The 22,702-nt window shown below is 58.3% G+C and carries 26 protein-coding genes; 18 read left to right on the top strand and 8 right to left on the bottom strand.

Going from position 1 to position 22,702, the window contains the following annotated elements:
* The first annotated feature begins 92 nt into the window (after positions 1-92).
* The 3 genes from bcoG (at position 93) to ACR0KC_RS03630 (ending at position 3,313) form a co-directional block, all read left to right on the top strand.
* Complete coding sequence (gene bcoG, locus ACR0KC_RS03640) at positions 93-1,010, top strand: 3-dehydrocarnitine:acetyl-CoA trimethylamine transferase BcoG (RefSeq protein ID WP_480705001.1); 918 nt, start codon at positions 93-95, stop codon at positions 1,008-1,010.
* A gap of 63 nt (positions 1,011-1,073) precedes the next feature.
* Positions 1,074-2,555, top strand: a complete 1,482-nt coding sequence (locus ACR0KC_RS03635; RefSeq protein WP_480704999.1) for a carnitine 3-dehydrogenase — start codon at positions 1,074-1,076, stop codon at positions 2,553-2,555.
* Entirely contained in the window at positions 2,552-3,313 is a 762-nt protein-coding gene (locus tag ACR0KC_RS03630) for an SDR family oxidoreductase (RefSeq protein WP_480771487.1), read from the top strand. The genes ACR0KC_RS03635 and ACR0KC_RS03630 overlap by 4 nt, the downstream gene beginning before the upstream one ends.
* Position 3,314: 1 nt before the next feature.
* On the opposite strand, the gene ACR0KC_RS03625 is transcribed toward ACR0KC_RS03630, so the two are convergent.
* Together ACR0KC_RS03625 and ACR0KC_RS03620 are read right to left on the bottom strand one after the other, a co-directional pair.
* Entirely contained in the window at positions 3,315-3,497 is a 183-nt protein-coding gene (locus tag ACR0KC_RS03625) for a hypothetical protein (protein ID WP_170396771.1), read from the bottom strand.
* 76 nt (positions 3,498-3,573) lie between these two features.
* Positions 3,574-4,440 carry a helix-turn-helix domain-containing protein gene (locus ACR0KC_RS03620; protein WP_170396773.1) on the bottom strand — a complete coding sequence of 289 codons (867 nt, stop codon included), beginning with the start codon at positions 4,438-4,440 and terminating at the stop codon, positions 3,574-3,576.
* Between the two features lie 108 nt (positions 4,441-4,548).
* On the opposite strand from ACR0KC_RS03620, the gene ACR0KC_RS03615 reads away from it, so the two are divergent.
* Genes ACR0KC_RS03615 through ACR0KC_RS03605 form a run of 3 tightly spaced genes read left to right on the top strand, consistent with a single transcriptional unit; the run spans position 4,549 to position 6,571 of the window.
* Entirely contained in the window at positions 4,549-4,752 is a 204-nt protein-coding gene (locus ACR0KC_RS03615; protein ID WP_039535902.1) for a DUF2061 domain-containing protein, read from the top strand.
* The gene (locus ACR0KC_RS03610) at positions 4,745-5,647 is read left to right on the top strand and encodes a fatty acid desaturase (protein WP_480704997.1); all 903 of its coding nucleotides are present in this window, start codon (positions 4,745-4,747) and stop codon (positions 5,645-5,647) included. Before ACR0KC_RS03615 ends, ACR0KC_RS03610 begins: the two co-directional genes overlap by 8 nt.
* A gap of 21 nt (positions 5,648-5,668) precedes the next feature.
* Positions 5,669-6,571, top strand: coding sequence for an EamA family transporter (locus ACR0KC_RS03605; RefSeq protein WP_480704995.1), 903 nt, complete (start codon positions 5,669-5,671; stop codon positions 6,569-6,571).
* On the opposite strand, the gene ACR0KC_RS03600 is transcribed toward ACR0KC_RS03605, so the two are convergent.
* The 3 genes from ACR0KC_RS03600 to ACR0KC_RS03590 all read right to left on the bottom strand — a co-directional run bounded on the left by ACR0KC_RS03600 (position 6,568) and on the right by ACR0KC_RS03590 (position 10,655).
* On the bottom strand, positions 6,568-7,920 hold the full coding sequence (locus ACR0KC_RS03600) for a DEAD/DEAH box helicase (protein WP_480771486.1): 1,353 nt from the start codon (positions 7,918-7,920) through the stop codon (positions 6,568-6,570). The two genes, ACR0KC_RS03605 and ACR0KC_RS03600, sit on opposite strands and share 4 nt — an antisense overlap.
* A gap of 183 nt (positions 7,921-8,103) precedes the next feature.
* Positions 8,104-9,009 carry a glycosyltransferase family 2 protein gene (locus ACR0KC_RS03595; RefSeq protein WP_170610967.1) on the bottom strand — a complete coding sequence of 302 codons (906 nt, stop codon included), beginning with the start codon at positions 9,007-9,009 and terminating at the stop codon, positions 8,104-8,106.
* A gap of 41 nt (positions 9,010-9,050) precedes the next feature.
* Entirely contained in the window at positions 9,051-10,655 is a 1,605-nt protein-coding gene (locus ACR0KC_RS03590) for a peptide chain release factor 3 (RefSeq protein ID WP_170396785.1), read from the bottom strand.
* A gap of 109 nt (positions 10,656-10,764) precedes the next feature.
* On the opposite strand from ACR0KC_RS03590, the gene ACR0KC_RS03585 reads away from it, so the two are divergent.
* The 8 genes from ACR0KC_RS03585 to ACR0KC_RS03550 all read left to right on the top strand — a co-directional run bounded on the left by ACR0KC_RS03585 (position 10,765) and on the right by ACR0KC_RS03550 (position 18,173).
* Complete coding sequence (locus tag ACR0KC_RS03585; protein WP_170396787.1) at positions 10,765-11,127, top strand: SnoaL-like domain-containing protein; 363 nt, start codon at positions 10,765-10,767, stop codon at positions 11,125-11,127.
* Positions 11,128-11,199: 72 nt separating this feature from the next.
* Positions 11,200-11,979 (top strand): SDR family oxidoreductase, encoded by a 780-nt coding sequence (locus ACR0KC_RS03580; RefSeq protein WP_170396789.1) that lies wholly within the window; start codon positions 11,200-11,202, stop codon positions 11,977-11,979.
* Between the two features lie 2 nt (positions 11,980-11,981).
* On the top strand, positions 11,982-13,094 hold the full coding sequence (locus tag ACR0KC_RS03575; RefSeq protein WP_480704991.1) for a hypothetical protein: 1,113 nt from the start codon (positions 11,982-11,984) through the stop codon (positions 13,092-13,094).
* Positions 13,095-13,190: 96 nt separating this feature from the next.
* Complete coding sequence (locus ACR0KC_RS03570) at positions 13,191-14,237, top strand: methyltransferase domain-containing protein (protein WP_480704990.1); 1,047 nt, start codon at positions 13,191-13,193, stop codon at positions 14,235-14,237.
* 80 nt (positions 14,238-14,317) lie between these two features.
* Positions 14,318-15,403 carry an ABC transporter ATP-binding protein gene (locus tag ACR0KC_RS03565; protein WP_170396795.1) on the top strand — a complete coding sequence of 362 codons (1,086 nt, stop codon included), beginning with the start codon at positions 14,318-14,320 and terminating at the stop codon, positions 15,401-15,403.
* Between the two features lie 118 nt (positions 15,404-15,521).
* On the top strand, positions 15,522-16,304 hold the full coding sequence (surE, locus tag ACR0KC_RS03560; protein ID WP_170610958.1) for a 5'/3'-nucleotidase SurE: 783 nt from the start codon (positions 15,522-15,524) through the stop codon (positions 16,302-16,304).
* Complete coding sequence (locus ACR0KC_RS03555; protein ID WP_170509978.1) at positions 16,301-16,951, top strand: protein-L-isoaspartate(D-aspartate) O-methyltransferase; 651 nt, start codon at positions 16,301-16,303, stop codon at positions 16,949-16,951. Before surE ends, ACR0KC_RS03555 begins: the two co-directional genes overlap by 4 nt.
* A gap of 58 nt (positions 16,952-17,009) precedes the next feature.
* Positions 17,010-18,173, top strand: coding sequence for a peptidoglycan DD-metalloendopeptidase family protein (locus tag ACR0KC_RS03550; protein WP_170406164.1), 1,164 nt, complete (start codon positions 17,010-17,012; stop codon positions 18,171-18,173).
* 63 nt (positions 18,174-18,236) lie between these two features.
* Here ACR0KC_RS03550 and ACR0KC_RS03545 read toward each other — a convergent pair whose 3' ends face one another.
* Positions 18,237-18,908 (bottom strand): helix-turn-helix transcriptional regulator, encoded by a 672-nt coding sequence (locus ACR0KC_RS03545; RefSeq protein WP_170509576.1) that lies wholly within the window; start codon positions 18,906-18,908, stop codon positions 18,237-18,239.
* A gap of 21 nt (positions 18,909-18,929) precedes the next feature.
* A complete protein-coding gene (locus tag ACR0KC_RS03540) occupies positions 18,930-19,235 on the bottom strand; it encodes a hypothetical protein (protein WP_170406158.1) in 306 nt (101 codons plus the stop codon).
* A gap of 218 nt (positions 19,236-19,453) precedes the next feature.
* Between ACR0KC_RS03540 and ACR0KC_RS03535 the strand changes: the two genes are divergently transcribed.
* The 4 genes from ACR0KC_RS03535 to ACR0KC_RS03520 all read left to right on the top strand — a co-directional run bounded on the left by ACR0KC_RS03535 (position 19,454) and on the right by ACR0KC_RS03520 (position 21,967).
* The gene (locus ACR0KC_RS03535) at positions 19,454-19,669 is read left to right on the top strand and encodes a twin-arginine translocase TatA/TatE family subunit (RefSeq protein ID WP_010440381.1); all 216 of its coding nucleotides are present in this window, start codon (positions 19,454-19,456) and stop codon (positions 19,667-19,669) included.
* Positions 19,670-19,675: 6 nt separating this feature from the next.
* Positions 19,676-20,134 (top strand): Sec-independent protein translocase protein TatB, encoded by a 459-nt coding sequence (gene tatB / locus ACR0KC_RS03530; protein WP_170396807.1) that lies wholly within the window; start codon positions 19,676-19,678, stop codon positions 20,132-20,134.
* Entirely contained in the window at positions 20,131-21,009 is an 879-nt protein-coding gene (tatC, locus tag ACR0KC_RS03525; RefSeq protein ID WP_170396809.1) for a twin-arginine translocase subunit TatC, read from the top strand. The genes tatB and tatC overlap by 4 nt, the downstream gene beginning before the upstream one ends.
* Before the next feature lie 115 nt (positions 21,010-21,124).
* Positions 21,125-21,967: an ATP-binding protein gene (locus ACR0KC_RS03520; protein ID WP_480791084.1), complete on the top strand. Its 843-nt coding sequence runs from the start codon at positions 21,125-21,127 to the stop codon at positions 21,965-21,967.
* Positions 21,968-22,028: 61 nt separating this feature from the next.
* Here the strand turns inward: ACR0KC_RS03520 and ACR0KC_RS03515 are convergent, their stop codons facing one another.
* Entirely contained in the window at positions 22,029-22,673 is a 645-nt protein-coding gene (locus ACR0KC_RS03515; RefSeq protein WP_170396811.1) for an SDR family NAD(P)-dependent oxidoreductase, read from the bottom strand.
* Between the last annotated feature and the right edge of the window lie 29 nt (positions 22,674-22,702).

Genomic DNA, 22,702 nt, shown 5'->3' with positions numbered 1-22,702 from the left:
TGCGTCAGAGTTGGCGTTGACGCAAATCGGAATCCGGGGAGAAGCCTGGGGAAAACCCACGGTAAAACCGGGTATAAGCTGGGGATAACGCCATGCCTTTGGAAATGAACCGCGAAGTCTTTATCACCTGTGCCGTCACCGGCTCGGGCGGGACACAGGATCGCAGCCCACATGTGCCGCGTTCGCCGAAGCAGATTGCCGATAGTGCAATTGCTGCAGCGAAAGCCGGTGCGGCCGTGGTGCACTGCCATGTGCGCGACCCCGAGAGCGGTGCGCCTTCACGTGATCTGGCGCTGTACCGTGAAGTCACGGACCGCATTCGCGACGCCGAAGTAGACGCGGTTCTGAACCTGACGGCGGGCATGGGCGGAGACATGGTGTTCGGCGGGATCGAAAATCCGCTGCCTTTGGCAGAGGCCGGAACAGATTTGGTCGGCGCGACTGAACGTGTTGCACATGTAGCGGAGTGCTTGCCTGAAATCTGTACTCTGGATTGTGGCACGATGAACTTTGCCGAGGCCGATTATGTGATGACCAATACGCCCGGCGCCTTACGGGCGATGGGGCAGATGATGACCGATCTGGGCGTGAAGCCCGAGATCGAGGCCTTCGACACCGGCCATCTGTGGTTCGCCAAGCAGCTGGTGAAAGAGGGGGTTCTGGAACCGAACGCTCTGGTCCAGCTATGTATGGGGGTGCCGTGGGGGGCTCCGGATGATCTCAACACCTTTATGGCGATGGTGAACAATGTGCCGGAGGACTGGACGTTCAGCGCGTTTTCGCTGGGGCGCAATGAGATGGCGTATGTCGCGGCCTCGGTTCTGGCGGGCGGTAATGTGCGCGTCGGGCTGGAGGACAACCTGTGGCTGGAAAAGGGTGTTCTGGCCGAAAACTGGCAGTTGGTCGAGCGTGCAGGCAGCATCATCGAAAACATGGGCGCGCGGGTGATCGGGCCGCAGGAAGTACGTGAAAAGCTGGGGCTTACTAAGCGGGCTCCGGTTGCGAAGTAGTCGCGGATTGGGGGCCAGCCCCCAAACCCCCGAGATATTTTTGGCCAGATGAAGAGGCGGATCGTGGGCAAAGAACAGCAAGCAAAAGCAGCAGCAATCATCGGAGGCGGAGTGATCGGTGGCGGGTGGGCTGCCCGGTTCCTGCTGAACGGATGGGATGTTCGGGTATACGATCCCGACCCTGAAGCCGAGAGGAAGATCGGTGAGGTGTTAGATAACGCGCGTCGTTCTTTGCCGGGGTTGAGCGATGTACCTCTGCCTCTCGAAGGGACGCTGAGCTTTCATGACGATCTCAGTGAGGCAGTTCAGGGTGCGATCTGGATTCAGGAGAGCGTACCGGAAAGGCTCGATCTGAAGCTGAAGGTTTACAAGAGCTTGCAGGGGGCTTGTGATCCAGATGCGATCATCGGGTCCTCGACCAGCGGGTTCAAGCCCTCGGAGTTACAGGAAGGCGCGTTGCGACCCGAGCAGATCGTGGTGACCCACCCGTTCAACCCGGTCTACCTGCTACCACTGATCGAACTGGTTCCGACCGACAAGAATTCACCTGACTTGATCGCGCGGGCCAAAGATCTTTTGACTTCGGTGGGGTTCTTCCCGCTGCACATCAAGAAGGAAATCGACGCGCATATTGCTGACCGGTTCCTCGAGGCGGTGTGGCGCGAGGCGCTTTGGCTGGTGAAAGACGGCATCGCAACGACCGAAGAGATCGATGAATCCATCCGCATGGGTTTTGGTATCCGTTGGGCCCAGATGGGACTGTTCGAAACCTATCGCGTGGCCGGTGGAGAGGCCGGGATGCGGCATTTCATGGCTCAGTTCGGCCCGGCGCTGAAATGGCCCTGGACCAAGCTCATGGACGTGCCTGAGTTCACCGACGAACTGGTCGACTTGATTGCGGATCAGTCGGATGCGCAGTCTGGCAAGCACTCGATTCGCGAGTTGGAGCGTATCCGGGACAATAACCTCGTTGGTATGATGCGGGCGCTGAAGGCCCAGAACTATGGTGCAGGGGCGGTATTGAACCAGCATGATGCGGCCTTGAAGCCAGGAGCGCTGCCGACGCTGGACGAGGCGGATCTGAGCCAGCCGATCCTCACGCTGTCGCGCGCCGTTCCGCTGGATTGGACCGACTACAATGGCCACATGAATGAAGCTAAATATCTGGAGGCCTTTGCAGCAGCCACGGATCGTTTCATGGAAATCATTGGCTGCGATATGGAGTATATCGCGACAGGCGGCAGCTATTTCACTGCCGAAAATCACATCCGTTACATGCAGGAGTCCCATGCGGGGTCGCGGATCGAATGCCGTACGCAGATGCTGTTAGGGCAGGGCAAGAAGCTGCATGTCTTCCACAGCATGTACGAGGGTGAAACGCTGTTGGCCACAGGCGAAAGCTTTCTTTTGCATGTCAGCCTTGAGACCCGACGCCCCAGCCCACCTTCACCAGAGATCGAGGCCGCGATGGCACGGGTTGCCGAGGCGCAGGCCGGGTTGCCTTATCCCGAAGGCGCGGGCGCGGCGATCCGCAAGCCCGCATGAGCAGCCGGGTCTTGATTACCGCAGGCGCCTCTGGCGTCGGCAGGGCCATGGCTGAAGCGTTTGATGCTGCCGGGGCTCAGGTCTGGGTTGCGGATGTTGATGCGGATGCGTTGGCGGATTGCCCGGCGCATTGGAAGCAAAGCCAGCTTGATGTGTCGGATGAGGATGCTGTCGCGGCTGCGTTTACTGACCTTGAGACCGAATGGGACGGGCTTGATGTGCTCTGTGCGAATGCAGGGATAGCGGGTCCCACCGCAGCGGTTGAGGACGTTTCCCTGACGGATTGGAGGTCATGCCTTTCCATCAATCTAGAGGGGTCATTTTTGTGCTCTAAATACGCCGCACCTCTGATGAAACAGCAACGCAGCGGCGCGATCTTGATCACTTCATCGACTGCAGGCCAGTACGGATACCCCAACCGCGCGCCGTATGCGGCGGCCAAGTGGGGCATGGTGGGATTAGGCAAAACGCTGGCGATGGAGCTTGGGCCGCACGGTATCCGCTGCAATGTGATCTGCCCGGGTTCGGTTGAAGGACCACGCATGGAGGGCGTGTTGCAGCGCGAGGCCGATGCCAAGGGCATGACTCGGGATCAGGTTTACAACGGCTATGCCTCGGGCACGTCCATGGGCCGCTTTGTAGAGGCGCAGGACATTGCGAACATGGCTGTATTCCTGGCTTCAGATGCAGCGAGGCTGGTGTCGGGTCAGGTAATCGCGGTGGATGGTCATACGGTCAATCCTGACCCGAAACTGTGAATCAGCCCTGATTTGGCCCCCGAATCTGGCGGATGGCGCTGCGGACGGCTTGCCAGTCCTGCGCCTCCTGCTGGTTTCCGGCGGCTTCACATTCGCGCATTTTCTGCGCAGCTTCGGCTTCGGCCCGATCGCCATGGGCCGTATAAAGGGCACGTGCGTATTCAGCGGTTTTGAGTGCGTCCATTCCCGTCATCCTCCATCTCAGATCGGAATGTCTGTAGTTTCGCGCCAAGTGACTATACTACAGCTTTCAGCCCAGGTCATGTCTGAGAGATTTCTGAGCGCAATTGCTGCAGATGGTCCGGAAAATCACGCGCGGTCATATCCGCCTCTCGAACCAGCCGGTCGAAATGGAGCGTAAAGACCTCAATCCGGTCGCGGTCTCGGAAAGCCATGTAGTGGCTTCCGGCATAGAACACGCAAAGAAGTGGGCCGAATATCGTGACGGGGGCAGAGTAAAGACGTTTTGCATCAAATAGATAGATGCGCAGACGTGGATAAAGCTGCTCGCACACCGACAGCAGGTGATCGATCTGATCCAATCGGACCTGAAGCGGTAGTCCCTCGTAGTAACCGGTGGCATAGGCAAAGCTGTGAAGCTCGTACAACGGCATGGCAATCTCATAATCGGACTGGGCGCTGCGCATCCATGCCAGCCGGTCTGCCGAGGCGCCAATGGCTTGATCTGCAGTACGGCCGAGATGCGGAGCGTATTCCCATTCAAGCACGGCGCGGGTCTTGAGCATGTCGGGCAGGGTAGCCGGAACGTAGCGTATCTTGTAGCCGGCGGCCTCTTGATGCCATTCAAAAATGCGCTCATCAACCAATGCCCGGGCGGCCTCGGTTAGGGTGAGGGAACTGGCCAATAGTTCTGCCGCGCTTTCGGGTCGGTTGGAAAGCCCAAGAAGCCAATCGGCGGAAACCCCAAGCGCCGAGGCGCAGCTGCCGACGACATGAGCATTCGGAAGGCGTGCCCCCGCCCCGGTCAGCAATTGCGAAACGGTAGATCGGTCAACCCCGATGCTGCGTGCCAGGGCGCTTTGGCTGACATTGCGCTCTTGCATCGCTCGGGCCAGGCGCTGGCGAAAATGCAGGGCGCGATCCCGTTTGTCGATTTTATCAATCATGTGATGATTAATATCACCTTTGGTGAGAATTGTTAATCATATTCAGAATTCACGACCCTTGGCTCTGTCTGTAACGCTGGTGTTACAAAAATAAGAATGGGGTCTGGAATGGAAACGCGACGCAGGTCGGTCGTGAAGGCGCTGGTGTGGAATGCGATGGGGCTGGCGATGATGACGCTGGTTGGTTTGATCGCCACGGGTTCAGCAGCACTTGGAGGGATGGTTGCACTGGTCAATACGGCCATTGGTTTGACCATGTATGTGATTTACGAGCGTATCTGGGCCGGAATTTCGTGGGGCCGCAATGGCTGAGCCGGTCACACCCAAATCGCCCGAATGGGCGACATTTGCCCTAATTATCGCGTGTTATTCCGCTTGGCTTGCTGCGATTTTCTGGCTGGCAGGCATATTATTGTGGCTGGCGATCCTCTTCATGGGGCTGGTAGCCGCTCTGCATTCCTCGCTGACGCATGAGGCGCTGCACGGGCACCCCTTTCGCCAGAAATGGCTGAATGAGGCACTGATGGCGCTGCCGCTGACTTTGTTCATTCCTTACAATCGGTTTCGGGACCTGCATCTGGCGCATCACTGTGACGCGAACCTAACCGATCCCTATGATGACCCTGAGACCAACTATCTCGACCCGCAGGTCTGGGCGTCTCTGGCTCGATGGCAAAGACGGATGTATCAAGTGAACAATACTTTGCTGGGGCGGATGGTTCTGGGGCCTGCGATCGGGCAGGTTGCGTTCTTGCGGGATGAACTGCGTGGTGCACTTCGCGGAGATCGGGCGATTTTGTTGGCATGGGCGCTGCATATGCCAGGCGTTGTCGCGACTCTTTGGATCGTCGCGCTTTCGCAAATGCCGATCTGGGCCTTCGCCCTTTCAGCATATATCGGGCTGGGACTGGTCAAGATCCGCACATTCCTGGAACACCGCGCGCATGAGAAATCGCGCGCGCGCACAGTGATCGTAGAAGACCGTGGCATCCTTGCATTTCTGTTTTTGAACAATAACTTGCACGTCGTTCATCATATGAACCCATCAGCACCTTGGTACCGATTGCCTGCACTCTACCGCACGGGCAAGGAAAGATACTTGGCCTGTAACGAGGCTTATGTCTACCGTTCGTACGGGCAGATATTCCGAGAGTACTTCTGGCGCGCCAAGGATCCGGTGGCGCATCCGCTCTGGCCAAAGCCTTGATTTAACGACAGAAGGGAAGCCATGAGTTTATGGATTCCCGTCACCATCGCGGCCGCATCGTTCCAGACGGTGCGGTTCATGCTGCAGAAATCCCTGAGCAGCGTGAAGCTTTCGGCAGCCGGGGCGACATTTGCACGATTCGCCTATTCCATGCCATTGGCCTTGCTGGGGCTTTTCATTGCTTTGGCCGCGACGGGGTACGAACTGCCAGCGCTGACGGCGAAGTTCTGGATATTTGCTGTCATCGGCGGGACCACACAGATATTGGCCACGATCTGCGTTGTGGCATTGTTCAAGCAGCGCAACTTTGCGGTAGGGATTACGTTTAAGAAAACTGAGGTGATTCAAACCGCTATTGTGGGGTTCCTTGTCCTCGGCGATCAGGTCTCTACCGGGGCGCTGGGGGCAATACTGCTTGGGTTGCTGGCCGTCCTGTTGTTGTCAAAAACGCCCGGAGGCAGCGGCGCTTGGTGGCAACATCTGACAAACAAAGCCTCGCGTCTTGGACTGGGGTCAGGCGTGTTATTCGCATTCTCCTCGGTCAGCTATCGCGGTGCCTCTTTGCAATTGGGCGACATCGATGCGTGGTTCCGAGCACTTGTGACGCTGGCCGTCGTGGTAACGTTCCAATTTCTCAGTATGTGGCTGTGGCTGCTTTGGCGAGACAGGGCCGAGCTGCGCGCGGTGTGGGAGACTCGCCGGACCGGTGTTTTTGTCGGCCTGACCAGCCTCTGTGGTTCGTTTTGCTGGTTCTTCGCCTTCACGTTGCAGAACGCAGCCTATGTAAAGGCCTTGGGTCAGATCGAACTGATCCTCAGCCTGATCGCATCGCTGCTGTTTTTCCGTGAAACCATCACCCGTCGCGAGATCGCCGGGATGACGTTGCTTGGCTTGTCGATATTGGCGCTTGTGCTGACAATCTAGCCAGCGCGACGCTCATCAAAGCTGAGAGCGATAAAGCTGGGGAGGTGATCCCCCATGCCTACAACTGCTGGCCCGCCATCGTCGCGACGCCCACGACCACGGGTTTTGGGCTCTCGCTCTTTGCGGCTCTCGCTCTTTTTGTATTCCGACGCTTTGGCCTTCTTCTCTGGCTTTGGCGCCTCGGGCTTGGGCTCATCGGCCTTGACCGGATTGTCGATGCGCGGAATGTCCTTCTGGATCAGGCTCTCGATCGCGGCCAGCGCCTTTTCATCGCGGCCCGAGCAGATCGTGATTGCCTTGCCTTCGCGCCCGGCACGGCCCGTGCGGCCGATGCGGTGGACATAATCTTCGGCATGGCCGGGAACATCGAAGTTGAACACGTGGCTGACCGAGGGGATATCCAGACCCCGCGCAGCAACGTCCGAAGCCACCAGCAGCCGCAGTGATCCATCGCGGAATCCGTCCAGTGTTTTCATCCGCTGCGACTGATCCAGATCGCCATGGATCGCGGCGGCGTTATAGCCGTATTTCTTCAGCGACTTGGCGCAGATATCTACATCGGTCTTGCGGTTGCAGAAGATGATCGCGTTGGTGCATTTGTCGCCCTCGGCATCGATCAATGCGCGCAGGGTCTTGCGTTTCTGGCTGGCCTCACGATCCCGGCGACCACCTTTGAACATCACTACGCCTTGTTCGATGGTTTCCGAAGCGGTGGCCTGACGCGCAACTTCGACCCGGGTGGGGGCCGACAGGAAAGTATCGGTGATCCGTTCGATCTCGGGCGCCATGGTGGCTGAGAAGAACAGCGTCTGGCGGGTGAATGGCGTCAGCGAGAAGATGCGCTCGATATCAGGAATGAAGCCCATGTCGAGCATCCGGTCAGCTTCGTCCACCACCATGATCTGAACGCCTGTCAGAAGAAGCTTCCCGCGTTCGAAATGATCCAGCAGACGGCCCGGAGTGGCAATCAGCACGTCAACACCGCGGTCAATCAGAGCATCCTGTTCCTTGAAGGAAACGCCGCCGATCAACAGTGCTTTGGTCAGCTTGAGGTGCTTGGCGTAGGTGTCGAAATTCTCGGCCACCTGCGCTGCCAGTTCCCGCGTCGGGCACAAGACCAGCGAGCGTGGCATGCGTGCGCGTGCGCGCCCACGGGCCAGCAATGTGATCATCGGCAGGGTGAAGCTGGCAGTTTTGCCGGTGCCGGTTTGGGCGATCCCCAGAACATCGCGCCCTTCCAGCGCGGCTGGAATTGCGCCTTCCTGGATCGGGGTCGGAGTTTCGTATCCGGCTTCCTCAACTGCTTTGAGGACCTTCGGGTTCAGGTTCAGTTCGTTAAACTTTGTCATGTATGTCCGGTTCAAGCGGACACTAGACCTGGCCCGCGCGTCTGAAAATGCCGGGCCCGGATGGCCATGCGCCCCATGCGCGTTTCGGCTGTGGCGCGGGCATAACAAAAACGTGGGGCAGGGTCAAATGAAGTCGGTTTAATCCGTGGCAAATCTGCTGGTAACAAGGATTTCCGCAACAATTCAGATGGTTCCGGGAAAGTGTTTCGCGACTTTTTGGTCCAGATCAAGCGGCCGGTGACGGATCATGTCGTTATCCTCAAGCCGTTCCAGCACTTCCGGGTCAGCAGCGCTGATTTCATCGTAAAATTCCCGCAGGCCATCGAGCCCGTATTCGGTTTCCAGAAGGGTGATCAATTCGTACCTGTCTAGCGCACCGATCTTTCGCGGGCGATCCGGGCTGGCCTGGTACGAGCCGCGTTCGAGGCGGAAACGATAATGCGCCAGCCAATGCTCCCAATCCGGGGCGTGGCGATGACACAGATCGATCTGAGGAAGCTCGGTTCTGACTGGCAGAAACTCACCGTGCTGATAGAGGTTGTGGATACGGTCGCTCAGTTTTTTCAAACCGCCGCGTACGAACAGTTTGCCCTGAATGTGGCTCATGAAACCAGCCAGAACGTAAGTGCCGAAATTGGGATAGAGCGCTTCGACCAGCGCTTGTCGATTCTGACCTTCGGGAATGAACGCTTTGTAGAGGTCCTGGCCACCCGCCAGCGCCTCAATCGGGCGGACGCGGACGGCGGGGATGTCATCGGGAATGTCGCGCAGCAGGTCGGGGATCGGGGACATTGGCCACAAAAACTCATCGACATCGATATGTGCGACCCAGTCCAGATCAGTCCTGTTGTAGATCAAATTCGCATTCGAGGATTGGCGAACCTGATGTTTGTCCGGCCTCTCACGCCTGCGGCGCTTCCAGAACGCCGCATCGCAGGTACGCACCCGGATCCGGGGATGGTCGCGCAGGGCTGAGATGTCCCCCTGGACCGGCTCGTCCAGAAAGATGTGAATCCGGTCCGCGCCGATATCGAGGTGGTGGGCGGCAAAGCGCAAAATATCCTCACGCGGGGCGCGGATCGTGGACACAATCCCCCATGTGGACACTTCTGGATTGCGCTGAGAGTCCGTCAGGTCATCATTTCCTTCGTCGCGGTCAGGCTCAGCTCGGGATAATCGCGGACGACCCGGTCGATGTCCCACTGCAGCCGCGTCAGATAGACGATATCTCCATCGTGATCATGGGCAATATGCTGCTTGTTGGCGTTGACGAATTTGTCGATCTCAACCTTGTTGCCACTGACCCAACGGGCCGAGGTGAACTGAGACGCCTCAAACCGCACAGGCAGGCCGTATTCCATCTCAATCCGGCTGGCGAGCACCTCGAATTGCAGCGCACCGACGACTCCGACGATGAAGCCCGACCCAATCGAAGGTTTGAATACCTTCGCGGCACCTTCCTCGGCGAACTGCATCAGGGCCTTTTCCAGATGCTTGGCCTTCAATGGGTCACCCGCGCGCACCGTTTGCAGCAATTCCGGTGCGAAGGAGGGGATGCCGGTTACCCGGATCGCCTCACCTTCGGTCAGCGTGTCGCCGATGCGCAACTGACCGTGGTTGGGAATGCCGATGATGTCTCCGGCCCAGGCTTCCTCGGCCAGTTCCCGGTCAGAGGCGAGGAACAGCACGGGGTTCGATATTGCCATCGGTTTCTTCGATCGCACATGCGTTAGCTTCATGCCACGTTTGAAATGGCCCGAGGCCATGCGGACAAAGGCCACCCGGTCGCGGTGTTTGGGGTCCATATTGGCCTGCACCTTGAACACGAAACCGGCGACCTTCTTTTCATCGGGCGCGATCTGACGGGGCTCAGCCGACTGAACCTGCGGCTGCGGACCATAGGCGCCGATACCCTCCATCAGTTCCTTGACGCCAAACGAGTTGATGGCCGAACCAAACCAGATCGGCGTCATGTGCCCCTCAAGCACCGCCTGAGGGTCGAGTTTGGGCAGCAATTCGCGCGCCATCTCAACCTCTTCCAGCAGCTTGTCGAGCAATTCAGCGGGCACATGCTCGGCCAGCTTAGGGTCATCCAGACCATTGATTTGGATGCTTTCGGCCACCTTGTTGCGGTCGGCGCGGTCCATCAGCTCAAGCCGGTCGCGCAGCATATCGTAGCAGCCGATGAAATCGCGACCCACGCCGATAGGCCACGCGGCTGGCGTGACGTCGATCGCCAGCATTTCCTGAATTTCGTCGATGATCTCGAACGTATCCCGGCTTTCGCGGTCCATCTTGTTACAGAAGGTCAGGATCGGCAGATCGCGCAGGCGGCAGACCTCGAACAGTTTCTGCGTCTGGCTTTCCACACCTTTCGCACCGTCAATGACCATGACGGCGGCGTCTACGGCTGTCAGGGTGCGATAGGTGTCTTCGGAGAAATCCGAGTGGCCGGGTGTGTCCACAAGATTGAACCGGAAGTTCCCGTAGTCGAATGACATGGCCGAGGCTGAGACCGAGATACCGCGATCTTTCTCCATCTGCATGAAGTCCGACCGCGTCCGCCGTGCCTCACCCTTGGCCCGTACCTGTCCAGCCATCTGGATCGCGCCGCCGTACAGCAGAAACTTTTCCGTCAGCGTCGTCTTGCCCGCATCCGGGTGCGAGATGATAGCGAATGTCCGGCGACGAGCGATCTCGGGCGGCAGGGTGGGTTGGTTCGAAGTATCAAGCATAAGCGCGCGTATAGGCGGGGAATCCAACTGAGGCAAGACAAAGGGGGTGGTTCGAATCATGTGGCTGTGGCAATAAGAACATATAGTGAACAAAATATGGAGTGGTCCAATGAATTTGAAAGAAATCGCAGACGAACTGGTTGCTGGATGCCGCGAGAACCGGGCCAAGGAGAACCTCGAGAAGCTTTATGCCTCGGATGCTGTTTCTGTTGAGGGACAGGATTTTGCGGGCATGGGGCGCGAGACACACGGATTGGAAGCCATTCGTGGCAAGCACGAATGGTGGGAAGGCGCTCATGAAGTATCGGGCGCGTCGGTCAGTGGTCCTTATCCGCATGGTGACGACCGCTTTGCCGTGATCTTTGAAGTGCAGGGCAAGGTGAAAGAAACCGGTGAAAGCTTTGATATGCGTGAGGTCGGTGTCTATCACGTCGCCGATGGCAAGATCGTGCGTGAAGAGTTCTTTTATTAATCCGCGAGATCCCATTCTGGCCTTCTTTGCCGGGCCGATGTTAGATGTGTGCCGAAGATAGGGAGGGCCAGAATGGACTTGGGAATTCGCGGAAAACGTGCGCTGGTTTGTGCCAGCAGCAAAGGCTTGGGATTGGGCTGTGCCGAGGCGTTGGCCGAAGCCGGCGTTGATCTTGTGATGAACGCGCGCGGAGCCGAAACGTTGGAGGCTGAAGCCACGCGTTTGCGATCATCATATGGCGTTGCCGTGCAGACAGTGGCTTGTGATGTTACCACACCAGAGGGTCAGGCCGAGGTGATAAGTGCTGCGCAGGGTGCTGATATCCTTGTCACAAACGCGGGTGGCCCTCCGCCCGGCATGTGGTCGGACTGGGAGCGTGATGATTTCATCAAAGCACTGGATGCCAATATGCTGACACCCATAGCTTTCATGAAGGCTCTGCTGCCGGGCATGATGGATAAGGGCTGGGGTCGCGTGGTGAATATCACCTCGCAGTCGGTACGCGCGCCGATTGCGGTGCTGGGCCTGTCAAATGCGGCGCGAACTGGATTAACCGGCTATGTTGCGGGCACATCGCGCCAGGTGGCACCACATGGCGTGACGATCAATAATCTGCTGCCAGGTATCCACGCCACCGACCGCGCGAACGCGCTGGATGGCGGGGTGTCAGAGCAGAAAGGTATTTCGATGGCCGAGGCACGGGCTGAACGCGCTGCAACCATCCCAGCGAGACGCTATGGCACGAGGGAAGAGTTTGGGGCGACCTGCGCGTTTCTATGCTCGCAACACGCCGGGTTCATTGTCGGGCAGAACATTTTGCTGGACGGTGGTGGCACCAATCTGACGATGTAGGTATGGCACAGAACTTTTCTCTGAAAGATCAGTTGTTCAACGCGGAAAAGGTGAGCTTTCTTGCGGGCTTGTTCGCCAATGCTGTTTCCGATTTCAAAGAAGAAGCATTCGCGGCGAAAGTGATGTCGCGTTTGCCCGAGCTTGAACTGAAAGAGCGTATGGCGTGGATTGCAGAGTGTCTGCAAGAATCGGTGCCTGGCGATTTGCCGGCAGTGGCACCGATCATTCTGCGGGCGCTGCCGCCTCCGCTGGACCCCGCCAAAAGTGATGATGACTTCGGAGACTTTATCTTTGCGCCCTTGGGCGATTGGGTTTGTGCAATCGGCCTGGATCATCCCGCTTTGGCGCTGGATGTATTCGAAGAGCTGACCCAGAGATTTTCGATGGAATGGGCGATCCGCCCGTTCCTTAATCACCACTCCGAACTGGTCATGGCGCGGATGCAGGGCTGGTGCACCCATCCCAGCTATCACGTGCGTCGTCTGGTCAGCGAGGGCACGCGGCCGCGTTTACCGTGGGGGCAGGCCGTTGGCTTGGCAATGTCAGACCCATTGCCGTTATTGGACCGGTTGCACGGGGATCGGACGCGCTATGTGACGCGCTCGGTCGCCAATCATCTGAATGATATCACCAAGAAAGACCCCGATCTGGTGCTGGAACGTCTGCGGGATTGGGGCAAGGCAGCGCGGCAGGACAAGGACGAACTGAACTGGATGACATCTCATGCATTACGAGGCCTTGTGAAATCTGGGCATCCCAAGGCGATGAAGATGCTTGGATACGATCCCGATGCAGATATTGCGGTTGAGATTCAGGTAAACGGTCCGGCCCGGATTGGTGAAGCGCTGGAGTTTGAAACCCGCCTAAGCGGCGCAGAAGATCAGCCAGTCTTGGTCGACTATATCGTTCATTTCCAACGGCCTGGCGGAAAGATCTCACCCAAGGTTCACAAGTTGAAACAGGCCGAGCTTACAGGTGGTCAGTTGACACTTAGAAAGCGGCACAAGCTGAAGGGCAATGCAACAACATTCAAGTTGGTTCCTGGGCCGCATCGGTTGGAGATTCAAGTGAACGGCCGCGTGCACGCAGGCGTCGATTTCGACCTGCTCGCCTGAGCCCAGTCACGGTTTCGTCAGATCGGGCGCTGGTGGATTGCGTGGTGTGGATTGCTGCACTAGCTGCAAAAGACCAGTGACAAAAGGATTGCCCCGATGAAGCACGAGGCTGTGCAGAACTACTATGGTGAGGTGTTGCAAGGCAGCGCGGATTTGCAAACAAATGCCTGCTGTACTCCGGATGATATGCCGGATCACTTCAAGAAAATTCTGTCGCAAATTCATGATGATGTGCTGACACGTTACTATGGATGCGGGCTGATTGCTCCGTTGGATCTGGAGGGAATGCGTATCCTGGATCTGGGCTGTGGTGCGGGGCGCGATGTGTATGCTTTATCCGCGATGGTCGGTGAAAAGGGCCGTGTCGTCGGCGTTGACATGACGCCTGAGCAGCTCGACGTGGCGCGTGCGCATAAGGACTATCACGCGATGGCATTCGGACATTCGGCCAGCAATGTCGAGTTTCACCACGGCTATATCGAAAAGCTGGATGAGCTGGACCTCGAACCGGGATCGTTCGATATCATCGTCTCAAACTGCGTGATCAATCTGGCGACCGACAAGGCTGCTGTGCTGCGCGGTGCGCATCGGCTGCTGAAAGAGGGTGGCGAGATGTATTTCTCGGACGTCTATGCCGACCGCCGGGTGCCCAAGGCGATGGCCGAGGATGAGATCCTGTATGGCGAATGCCTGTCGGGTGCGCTCTATTGGAACGATTTTCTGTCGATGTCGCGTGCTGCCGGATTTGGCGATCCCCGTCGGGTGACGCATCGGCCTTTGACCATCGAGAACCCAATTCTGGAAGAACGGATCGCACCGCTGAGCTTTATTTCGGCCACCTACCGTCTGTTCAAGCTGCCGGAGTTGGAACCTGCATGCGAGGATTACGGTCAGGCTGTGATCTACAAGGGCACAGTGCCGCATGCGCCGCATGAATTTGTGCTGGATGACCACCATACGATCGAGGCCGGCAAAGTATTCCCGGTCTGTGGCAACACGTGGATGATGCTGCAAGACACCCGTTTTGAACGACATTTCGAGTTTATCGGCGATTTCTCGACACATTACGGGATTTTCGAAGGCTGCGGCGGGGATAGCCCGTTTGTTGTACAGGGCGAAGCTGCCTCGACCGGGTGCTGCTGATCCCTTGCGCCTGATGGGCGGGGTTGTTATCCCCGCCTAAGCCCGATGGATTTGATCGGGAAAGGCAATGGGGTCCATCGGTGACAGTGACGACAACTCCTCCTCGATTGGAAATCCGCAATCTGATTGCGCGCTTTGGCGGGCGGACGGTCGTGGATGATGTATCGTTGACCGTACACGCGGGGCAGGTGACTTGCCTGCTGGGGCCTTCGGGCTGCGGAAAGTCGACCACATTGCGGATGATCGCGGGGGTCGAAATGCAGACCTCGGGCGAGATTTACGTCGATGGCAAGCTGATCTGTGACACGGTATTCCGCGTACCGCCCGAACGGCGCGAGATTGGGCTGATGTTTCAGGATTTTGCGCTGTTTCCACATCTCAGCGTAGCGGATAACGTCGCGTTCGGCCTGAAAGGCAGCAAAGAGCAGAAACGCGCGCGGGTCGAGGAACTGCTGACCAAGGTCGATCTGATGCGGTTCATCGATGGATTTCCGCATCAGTTATCTGGGGGTGAGCAGCAGCGGGTTGCTCTGGCCCGTGCTTTGGCCCCACGTCCGCGGATCATGCTGATGGATGAGCCGTTCTCGGGCCTCGATAACCGTCTGCGCGACGGCATTCGGGACGAAACGCTCGCAGTCCTCAAAGAAGAGGACGCTGCTGTTCTGTTGGTCACGCATGAGCCGGACGAGGCGATGCGAATGGCTGATGAAATCGCGCTGATGCGGCGCGGCAAGATTGTGCAGCAGGGGGCGCCATACAATGTCTATACCCGGCCTGCAGACAAGGCAGCAGTTTCGTTTTTTAGTGATATCAATGTGTTGAAGGCTCAAGTTAATGGTGCGTTGGCGCATACTCCGTTTGGCCGTTTTCTTGCGCCCGGTGTGCCGGACGCGACCGATGTTGAAATCGTGTTTCGACCCCAGCACGTCAAGCTGGACTTCGACCGCAATGGCAAAGGGCCTGCGCCGACGCCGACAGACGGCATTGCCGCCCGAGGCGTGGTTGAGCGTGCTCGGTTTTTGGGAAATGAAAGCCTTGTCGAGTTTCGCATGGACTATGATGGCTCGATCCTGAAGGCGACGGTCCCGAACGTCTTTGTGCCCAAAGAGGGCCGTGTCATGTGGCTGACCATTCGCCGCGACCGGTGTTTTGTATTCCCGGCCTGACGCTCAAATCCTGCATTTTCATCCAAGTGGTGCGTGAAAGCCTCAGATTGCGCATGTGCATTGCTTGTCGCAGCGCTGAGGCGGGTCTATCAAGGGCAAAACGAGGGGTGGACCGGGCATGCGAATTCTTCTGACCAATGATGACGGCATCAATGCGCCGGGACTGATTGTACTTGAAGCGATCGCGGCTGAACTGGCCGGTCCCGATGGCGAGGTCTGGGTCGTCGCGCCTGCATTTGAACAGTCGGGCGTGGGCCATTGCATCAGCTATACCCACCCGATGATGGTCGCCAAACTGGGCGAGCGTCGCTATGCCGCCGAAGGGTCTCCGGCGGATTGCGTGTTGGCCGGTTTGCACGACGTTATGAAGGACGCGCCGCCCGATCTGGTGTTGTCAGGGGTGAACCGGGGCAACAATTCGGCTGAGAACACGCTGTATTCGGGTACTATCGGCGGCGCGATGGAGGCGGCGTTGCAGGGTGTGCCCGCGATTGCCTTGTCTCAGTATTTCGGGCCGCGCAATCTGGGGCTGGACGATCCGTTTGAGGCGGCTGCCAAATTTGGGGCCGATCTGGTGCGCCGCATTCTTGATGCGACACCCGAGCAGCAGGGCGACTATCGTCTGTTCTATAATGTGAATTTCCCTCCGGTTCCCGCAGGTGAGGTGCTGGGTACGCGCGTGGCCCCGCAGGGGTACCGACGCGATACACATTTCTCTGTCGAGCCGCACAGCTCGCCCTCGGGTCGCCGGTTCCTTTGGATTAAGGGCGGGTATCAACATAACCCGACTGCTCCGGGCACGGATGCGGCGGTCAATCTGGAAGGATATATCTCGGTCACTCCGATGCGCGCTGATCTGACAGCATATGACACGCTCGAGGCGCTAAAGGTCATCGAATGACTGGACCAAGCGCAGAAACCATAATGCAGTTCCTGTTTGCCTTGCGCTCGCGCGGGGTGACGGATGCACGTGTGCTGGCGGCGATGGAACAGGTTGACCGGGGGCAGTTTGTCAAAGGCCTGTTCGCGGACCGGGCCTATGAGGACACTCCACTGCCTATTGCCTGTGGCCAGACCATCAGCCAGCCTTCGGTTGTGGGGCTGATGACGCAGGCGCTGCAGGTGCGTCCGCGTGATACGGTTCTAGAGGTCGGCACCGGCTCGGGCTATCAGGCGGCGATCCTGTCCAAGCTGGCGCGCCGGGTCTACACGGTTGAGCGGCACAAGAGGCTGGTGCGCGAAACGGGAGAACTGTTCCGTGAGCTGGGGCTGACGAATGTGACCGCGATGCTGTCGGATGGATCGTTTGGCCTGTCCGAACAGGCCCCGTTTGACCGTATCATTGTGACCGCGGCCGCCGAAGATCCTCCGGGGCCGCTCTTGGCGCAGTTGAAAATCGGCGGTATCATGGTGTTACCCGTGGGCCAGTCGGACGCGGTGCAGACCCTAATCCGGGTCACGCGCACTGAAACCGGTCTGGACTATGACGAATTGTTGCCGGTCCGTTTTGTGCCCTTGCTTGAGGGGCTGGGAAAAGACGGAGCGTAAAGGTATATTAGAGGCGCCAGAACCCCGGAGAACAGGGGCAGGTGTTGAGGACAGTAAAATGAGAGCAGTTTCCAAATCAGCAATGCGCCGCTATGCGACAGGTGTTGCCGCGCTGGCAATTCTGGCCGGGTGTGAAGGGCCATATGACTATGACCTTCGCGGCAATGTCGGCGGGTTCTCCACTGCAGATGCCGCCCTTGCAGCGACCGCCAACCGCCCGACGCCGGATGCGCGTGGCGTGATCACCTATCCGAACTATCAGGTCGCGGTAGCCCGCCGTGGGGATACAGTTGGCGATGTCGCCACCCGGATCGGCATGCCGGTGGCCGAATTGGCCCGGTTTAACGGATTGCAGCCAAATGACAGCCTGCGTGACGGTGAAGTTCTGGCCTTGCCGCGCTCGGTCGGTGGGACGAGCAATGTTGATATTGCGACCATTGCCGGAACCGCGATTGACGAGGCACCGGACACAGGATCTGTACAGACATCGACATTGGAGCCCGCGCAACCTGCTGCGGCTCCGGCACCGGTTGCTACGGGGCCTGAGCCGATCCGGCACAAGGTCAAGCGGGGTGAGACAGCCTATACAATTTCGCGCCTCTATCAGGTGCCTGTGGAGTCTCTGGCAGAATGGAACGGTTTGGGACCAGACTTTATGGTGCGCGAAGACCAGTACCTGTTGATCCCGGTCAAGAATCAACCGGCACCTCGGGCAGCAGCGCCGGCCGCCACGGCAACTGCGGTAACCCAACCGGGGGAAGGCTCACCAACTCCTACGCCGCCGAGCGCGACGCAGCCATTGCCGGATGAGAAAGTTGCCGCGGCAACGCCTGCGCCGGATATCACAGCCGAGGCCCCGACCAATTCGGGAAGCTCGGCGCTGGCAAGCCCGGTGAGCGGCACCATCATTCGGACCTACAAGAAGGGTAAGAATGAGGGGATAGATATCGCCGCAGCGCCAGGCGCGTCGGTCAGTGCGGCCGAGGCAGGCACGGTCGCCGCGATCACCGCGGATGCGGATCAGGTTCCGATCATCGTTGTGAAACACAACAATGACTTGCTGACTGTTTATGCCAATGTCGACAATATCACCATCAAGAAAGGTGATCGGGTGCGACGGGGACAAAAGATCGCCTCGCTTCGCGGGGGCGACAATGCATATGTGCACTTCGAAGTGCGCAAAGGGTTCGAGTCGGTTGATCCCGAGCCTTACCTGAAGTGACCGAAATGGCCCGTTCCGGGCCATGCCTCCGGCGGAGGTATTTGGGGCCAGATGAAGGACGGATCACGCATTGGGATCGTAGTCGCTGAGCCGTTTACCTGGTTCGTCGATAAAGAGTTCCGGCAGAGGCGTGACGTTTTCTATCAGGTCGATGCGGAAGACCCGGAAGTCATCGCGCAGTTCGCACCAGGCGGTCAGTGTCCAGACACGGCCCCAGTATTCCATATGTAGCGGTCGGATGGTGCGTTCGGTCAGCGCGCCGTCAATGCGACGGTAGCTGAGCTGCAATTTCTGGCGCGATTTGATCGCGGCGCGGATCGGGGCCATATGTGCCATTCCGCGTACGACATCAGCGAAGGGATAGACCGCGAATTTCCAGCTGTCGGCCTCGGCAATGACCTGCGTGGGCAAGACGGCGTCGATTTTCTCGGCCAGAGATTCCGCGGCGGATTTAAGATCGGGATCGGCGGCCTCGGCAACGATCGCCATGCCGAGGTTCAGAGCCTCAAGCTCGGCGGGTGTCAGGTTTAGCGGGGGCAGCGTGATCTGTTCACGCACCATGTAACCTACGCCGCGTTCGCCTTCTACAGGAACGCCCGAGGCCACCAACGTGTCCATATCGCGATAGATCGTACGGACCGACACCTCAAGTCGGTCCGCGATGTCCTGCGCGCGGTGCAAGTTACCATCGCGCAGGATCTGTATGATGTCGAACAGGCGGTCAGTGCGGCGCATGACACGCCGTCTGAGCCGCCCTTAGGCGGTCATGTTCCATAGCACGGTCTCGTGACGCATCTGGGCGCTGTCGGGGTTGATTGCCGCCATCAGAGCGGGTGCAAAATCCTGTTGCATGAATGCAGCAGCGGCGTCCTTTGCGGATTTCATATCGGTCCAGACGACATAGTCGGTCCAGCGGCCATCTTCGCCATGGCTTAGCTGGCGGTGGGTAAAGCCGGGAGCCGCGCGGACGAAGGCTTCGGAGGCTTGGCTTAGCCTGACGAACTGTTCGGGCTTTGTGCCGTCGGCAAGGGTAAAGGTGACGATTTCTGCGACATGGGTCATGTGGTTCTCCGTAGACCAGGTTTCGATATCGTCCTTCTAGGTGATATCAACTGACATAAACCTGTCAGTTGAGAAATGCGAGTCCGCAAAAAACGCATGATCCGTTCAATTTTGCGCGCGGATTTGATCTGTCGCACTTTTGCTGATGCCCGTACGGGCGTAGACACGGGGCCAGACATATTCACGGCGCGCTGCGCCGACGTAGAAGGAGACAAGTCATGCTCAACAATATTGGCCTTCCGGGTATCCTGCTGATTGCTGTTGTGGTTCTCGTCCTGTTTGGACGCGGCAAGATCAGCTCGCTGATGGGTGAAGTGGGTAAAGGCATTACCTCGTTTAAAAAAGGCATCAAGGAAGGTTCGGAAGAGCTGGAACAAGACGCGTCTGAGCTGGCCAAAGACGTCACGCCTGAGACTGACAAAGACAAGGTCTGAGCCTAGATGTTTGATCTGGGCTGGACCGAGCTTCTGGTCATCGGCATCGTCGCGTTGATCGTGGTGGGGCCAAAGGACCTGCCTGTGCTGTTCCGCAATGTCGGACGGTTCGTCGGCAAGGCGCGCGGCATGGCGCGCGAATTCAGCACTGCAATGAACGAGGCTGCGGACGAAGCAGGCGTCAATGAGATCAAGAAGGGCCTGAACGCGGCGACCAACCCGGTTAGTACAGCGATGGACGGGATCAACGAAGCCGCGCGCGACGTGGCCAAATCTATCGACCCAACCAAGTTCGACCCTGACAGCGAGACCGGCAAGCTGGCCACCGAGCGAGCAGAGCAAGCCAAGAAGATCCAAGCCACAACGGCCCGCGCTGCCGCTGAACGCAAGGCCAAGGAAGCCGCAGATGCGCTGGCCAAGGCGGAAGAGGCCGAAGCAGCGCTGAAAACCGAAAGCAAAACATGACCAAGACCGACGAGATCGAGGACAGCTCGGCACCCCTGATCGAGCACCTGGCCGAGCTACGTACGCGGCTGATCCACTGCGTTGTGGCGTTTCTGATCGGTATGATCATCTGTTTCACCGTGGCCACGCCACTGTTCAACTTCCTCACGCAACCGCTATGTGAGGTGCTGACCGAGCGTGGACAGGATTGCGGGCTGATCTTCATCTCGCCGCAGGAAGGGTTCTTTGTCGCCATCAAGGTTTCGCTGCTGGGCGGGTTCATTCTGGCCTTTCCCTATATCGGGATGCAGATGTGGAGGTTCGTGGCGCCGGGCCTGTATAAATCGGAAAAGAACGCGTTTCTGCCGTTCATGCTGGCCTCTCCCTTCATGTTCCTGCTGGGCGCAAGCTTCGCTTTTTATGTGGTCACGCCATTGGCCTATGACTTCTTCCTCGGTTTCCAGCAATTTGGAGCGGAAGGGGAAGCTGTAGCAGAAGGCGCAACCGCACCTTTGAGCGTGGTGTTTCAGGGTTCGGCGCAGGAATATCTCAACCTGACCATCAAGTTCATCGTGGCCTTTGGCCTGTGCTTTCAATTGCCCGTATTGCTGACACTGATGGGTAAGGCCGGACTTGTCAGTGCCGAAGGTCTGGGGGCAGTGCGTAAATATGCGGTGGTAGGCATTCTGGTGTTGGCTGCGATTGTCACACCGCCGGACGTGATCACCCAGATCATCCTCTTTGTCGTAGTTTACGGGCTCTATGAAATTTCAATATTCCTGGTCGCCCGTGTCGAGAAGAAGCGCGAAGAACAGTTGCGCGCCGATGGATACTACGACGATGAAGAGGCCGAAGCCGACGCAGACGTGATGCAGGATTACGAAGAGAACAAGTAACCTGTTCCAATAGCTTTAAAGGCGCGCCCAAGGTAGGCGGGCCTTTTTCAATTGCTACTCTTGTTGTGTTGATCGGAACATGGTTGAACTCCGCCAGAACATCCCGGAGGAGCCGATGGACGACCAAGCCCTGAATCGCATTGCGGACGCGTTGGAACGCATGGCGCCCGCGCCGCTGGCGACACCTGATTTCAATGCGGCCCCGGCTTTCGTCTGGCATGTCGAGCCTGACCGGCTGGAACCCGTCACAGAGGTCAGTCGGGTCGACCTTGATCTATTGGTGGGGATCAACCGCTCCCGCGATACGTTGCTGGACAACACGCGCCGCTTTGCTGCGGGTTACAAGGCTAATAACGCGCTCTTGTGGGGCGCGCGCGGAATGGGGAAATCCAGCCTCGTCAAAGCGGTGCACGGTACGTTGCAGGATGAGCATCCTGACCTGAAACTGGTCGAATTGCAGCGCGAGGATATGGGCTCGGTCGCGCGTTTGCTGAACCACCTGCGTGCCGCGCCGCACAGGTTCATCCTGTTTTGCGATGATTTGTCGTTCAGCCACGATGACCAGCATTACAAATCGCTCAAGGCCGTGCTGGATGGCGGTATCGAAGGTCGCCCGGAAAACGTTGTGTTCTACGCCACATCAAACCGCCGCCACCTGATGCCGCGCGACATGATCGAAAACGAACGCTCCAGCGCCATTAATCCGTCCGAGGCGGTCGAGGAGAAGGTCTCACTCTCTGACCGTTTCGGCCTGTGGCTGGGGTTCCACCCCTGCGATCAGGACGAATACCTAGCGATGATCGATCGTTACTGCGCCGCTCATGGCGTCAAGGTTGATCCAAAAACTCTGCGCGCGGAAGCCATCGAGTGGCAAGCCACCCGGGGGGCACGCTCGGGCCGCGTCGCCTGGCAATTCTTCGTCGACCTCGCCGGGCGAAACGGCGTCCATATCGGTTAGTCCGCCCGCTTCATCTGGCCAGAAATACCTCCGCCGGAGGCATGGCCCGTCAGGGCCATTCTCACAACAGTGCTATAATCCGCGCCGCCTCATCCGCAGTGCTGGTTAATACATCCCGATCCTCACCGGGATGGAAACGTGCACGGACAGCGGTCGGCATCGGTGCAGGCTCAACAATCGATACGCGCGGTCCCGTCCGTGCGGTCTCGGTCGCCCAACTGCGAGCCAGCGCCATCTGTGCCGCTTTGGTGGCGCCGTAGATGCCATAGAACTTCTCGCCTGCCTTCGGGTCATCGAAGAACACGGCATGGCCAGTTTCGCCCAACAAAGGCGAGACATACGGGATCAGAACCGAGGTGGCGTTTGCATTGATGCTGACTGCCTTGTTCCATTCCTTCGGATCAACGAAATGCACTGGCGTCAGGGCTGAGGTATGGATTGCGGTATGCAACCACAAATCGATCTTGCCCCAGCGATCGTGAATGCCCCGGCACAGGGTCGCCATCGCATTGGGATCGGTGATGTCCATGGGGGCCAGAGTGGCCGAGCCACCCTTTGCCTGGATGCGGTCATCCAGCTCTTCCAGCCCGCCCTGAGTGCGAGCGACAGCGACGATGTGATAGTCGGGGGCCAGCGCTTCAGCCAGCGCCGCGCCCAACCCGCGAGAAGCCCCGGTGATAAGGGCGATTTTGGTCTGATCGGTCATGAGGGGGGTTTGAACCCGTCCGCGCAAAG

Source organism: Ruegeria sp. CF3 (genome assembly GCF_056537365.1).
The sequence above is the reverse complement of the archived record's forward strand: the minus strand, read 5'-3'. Positions and strand labels throughout refer to the sequence as shown.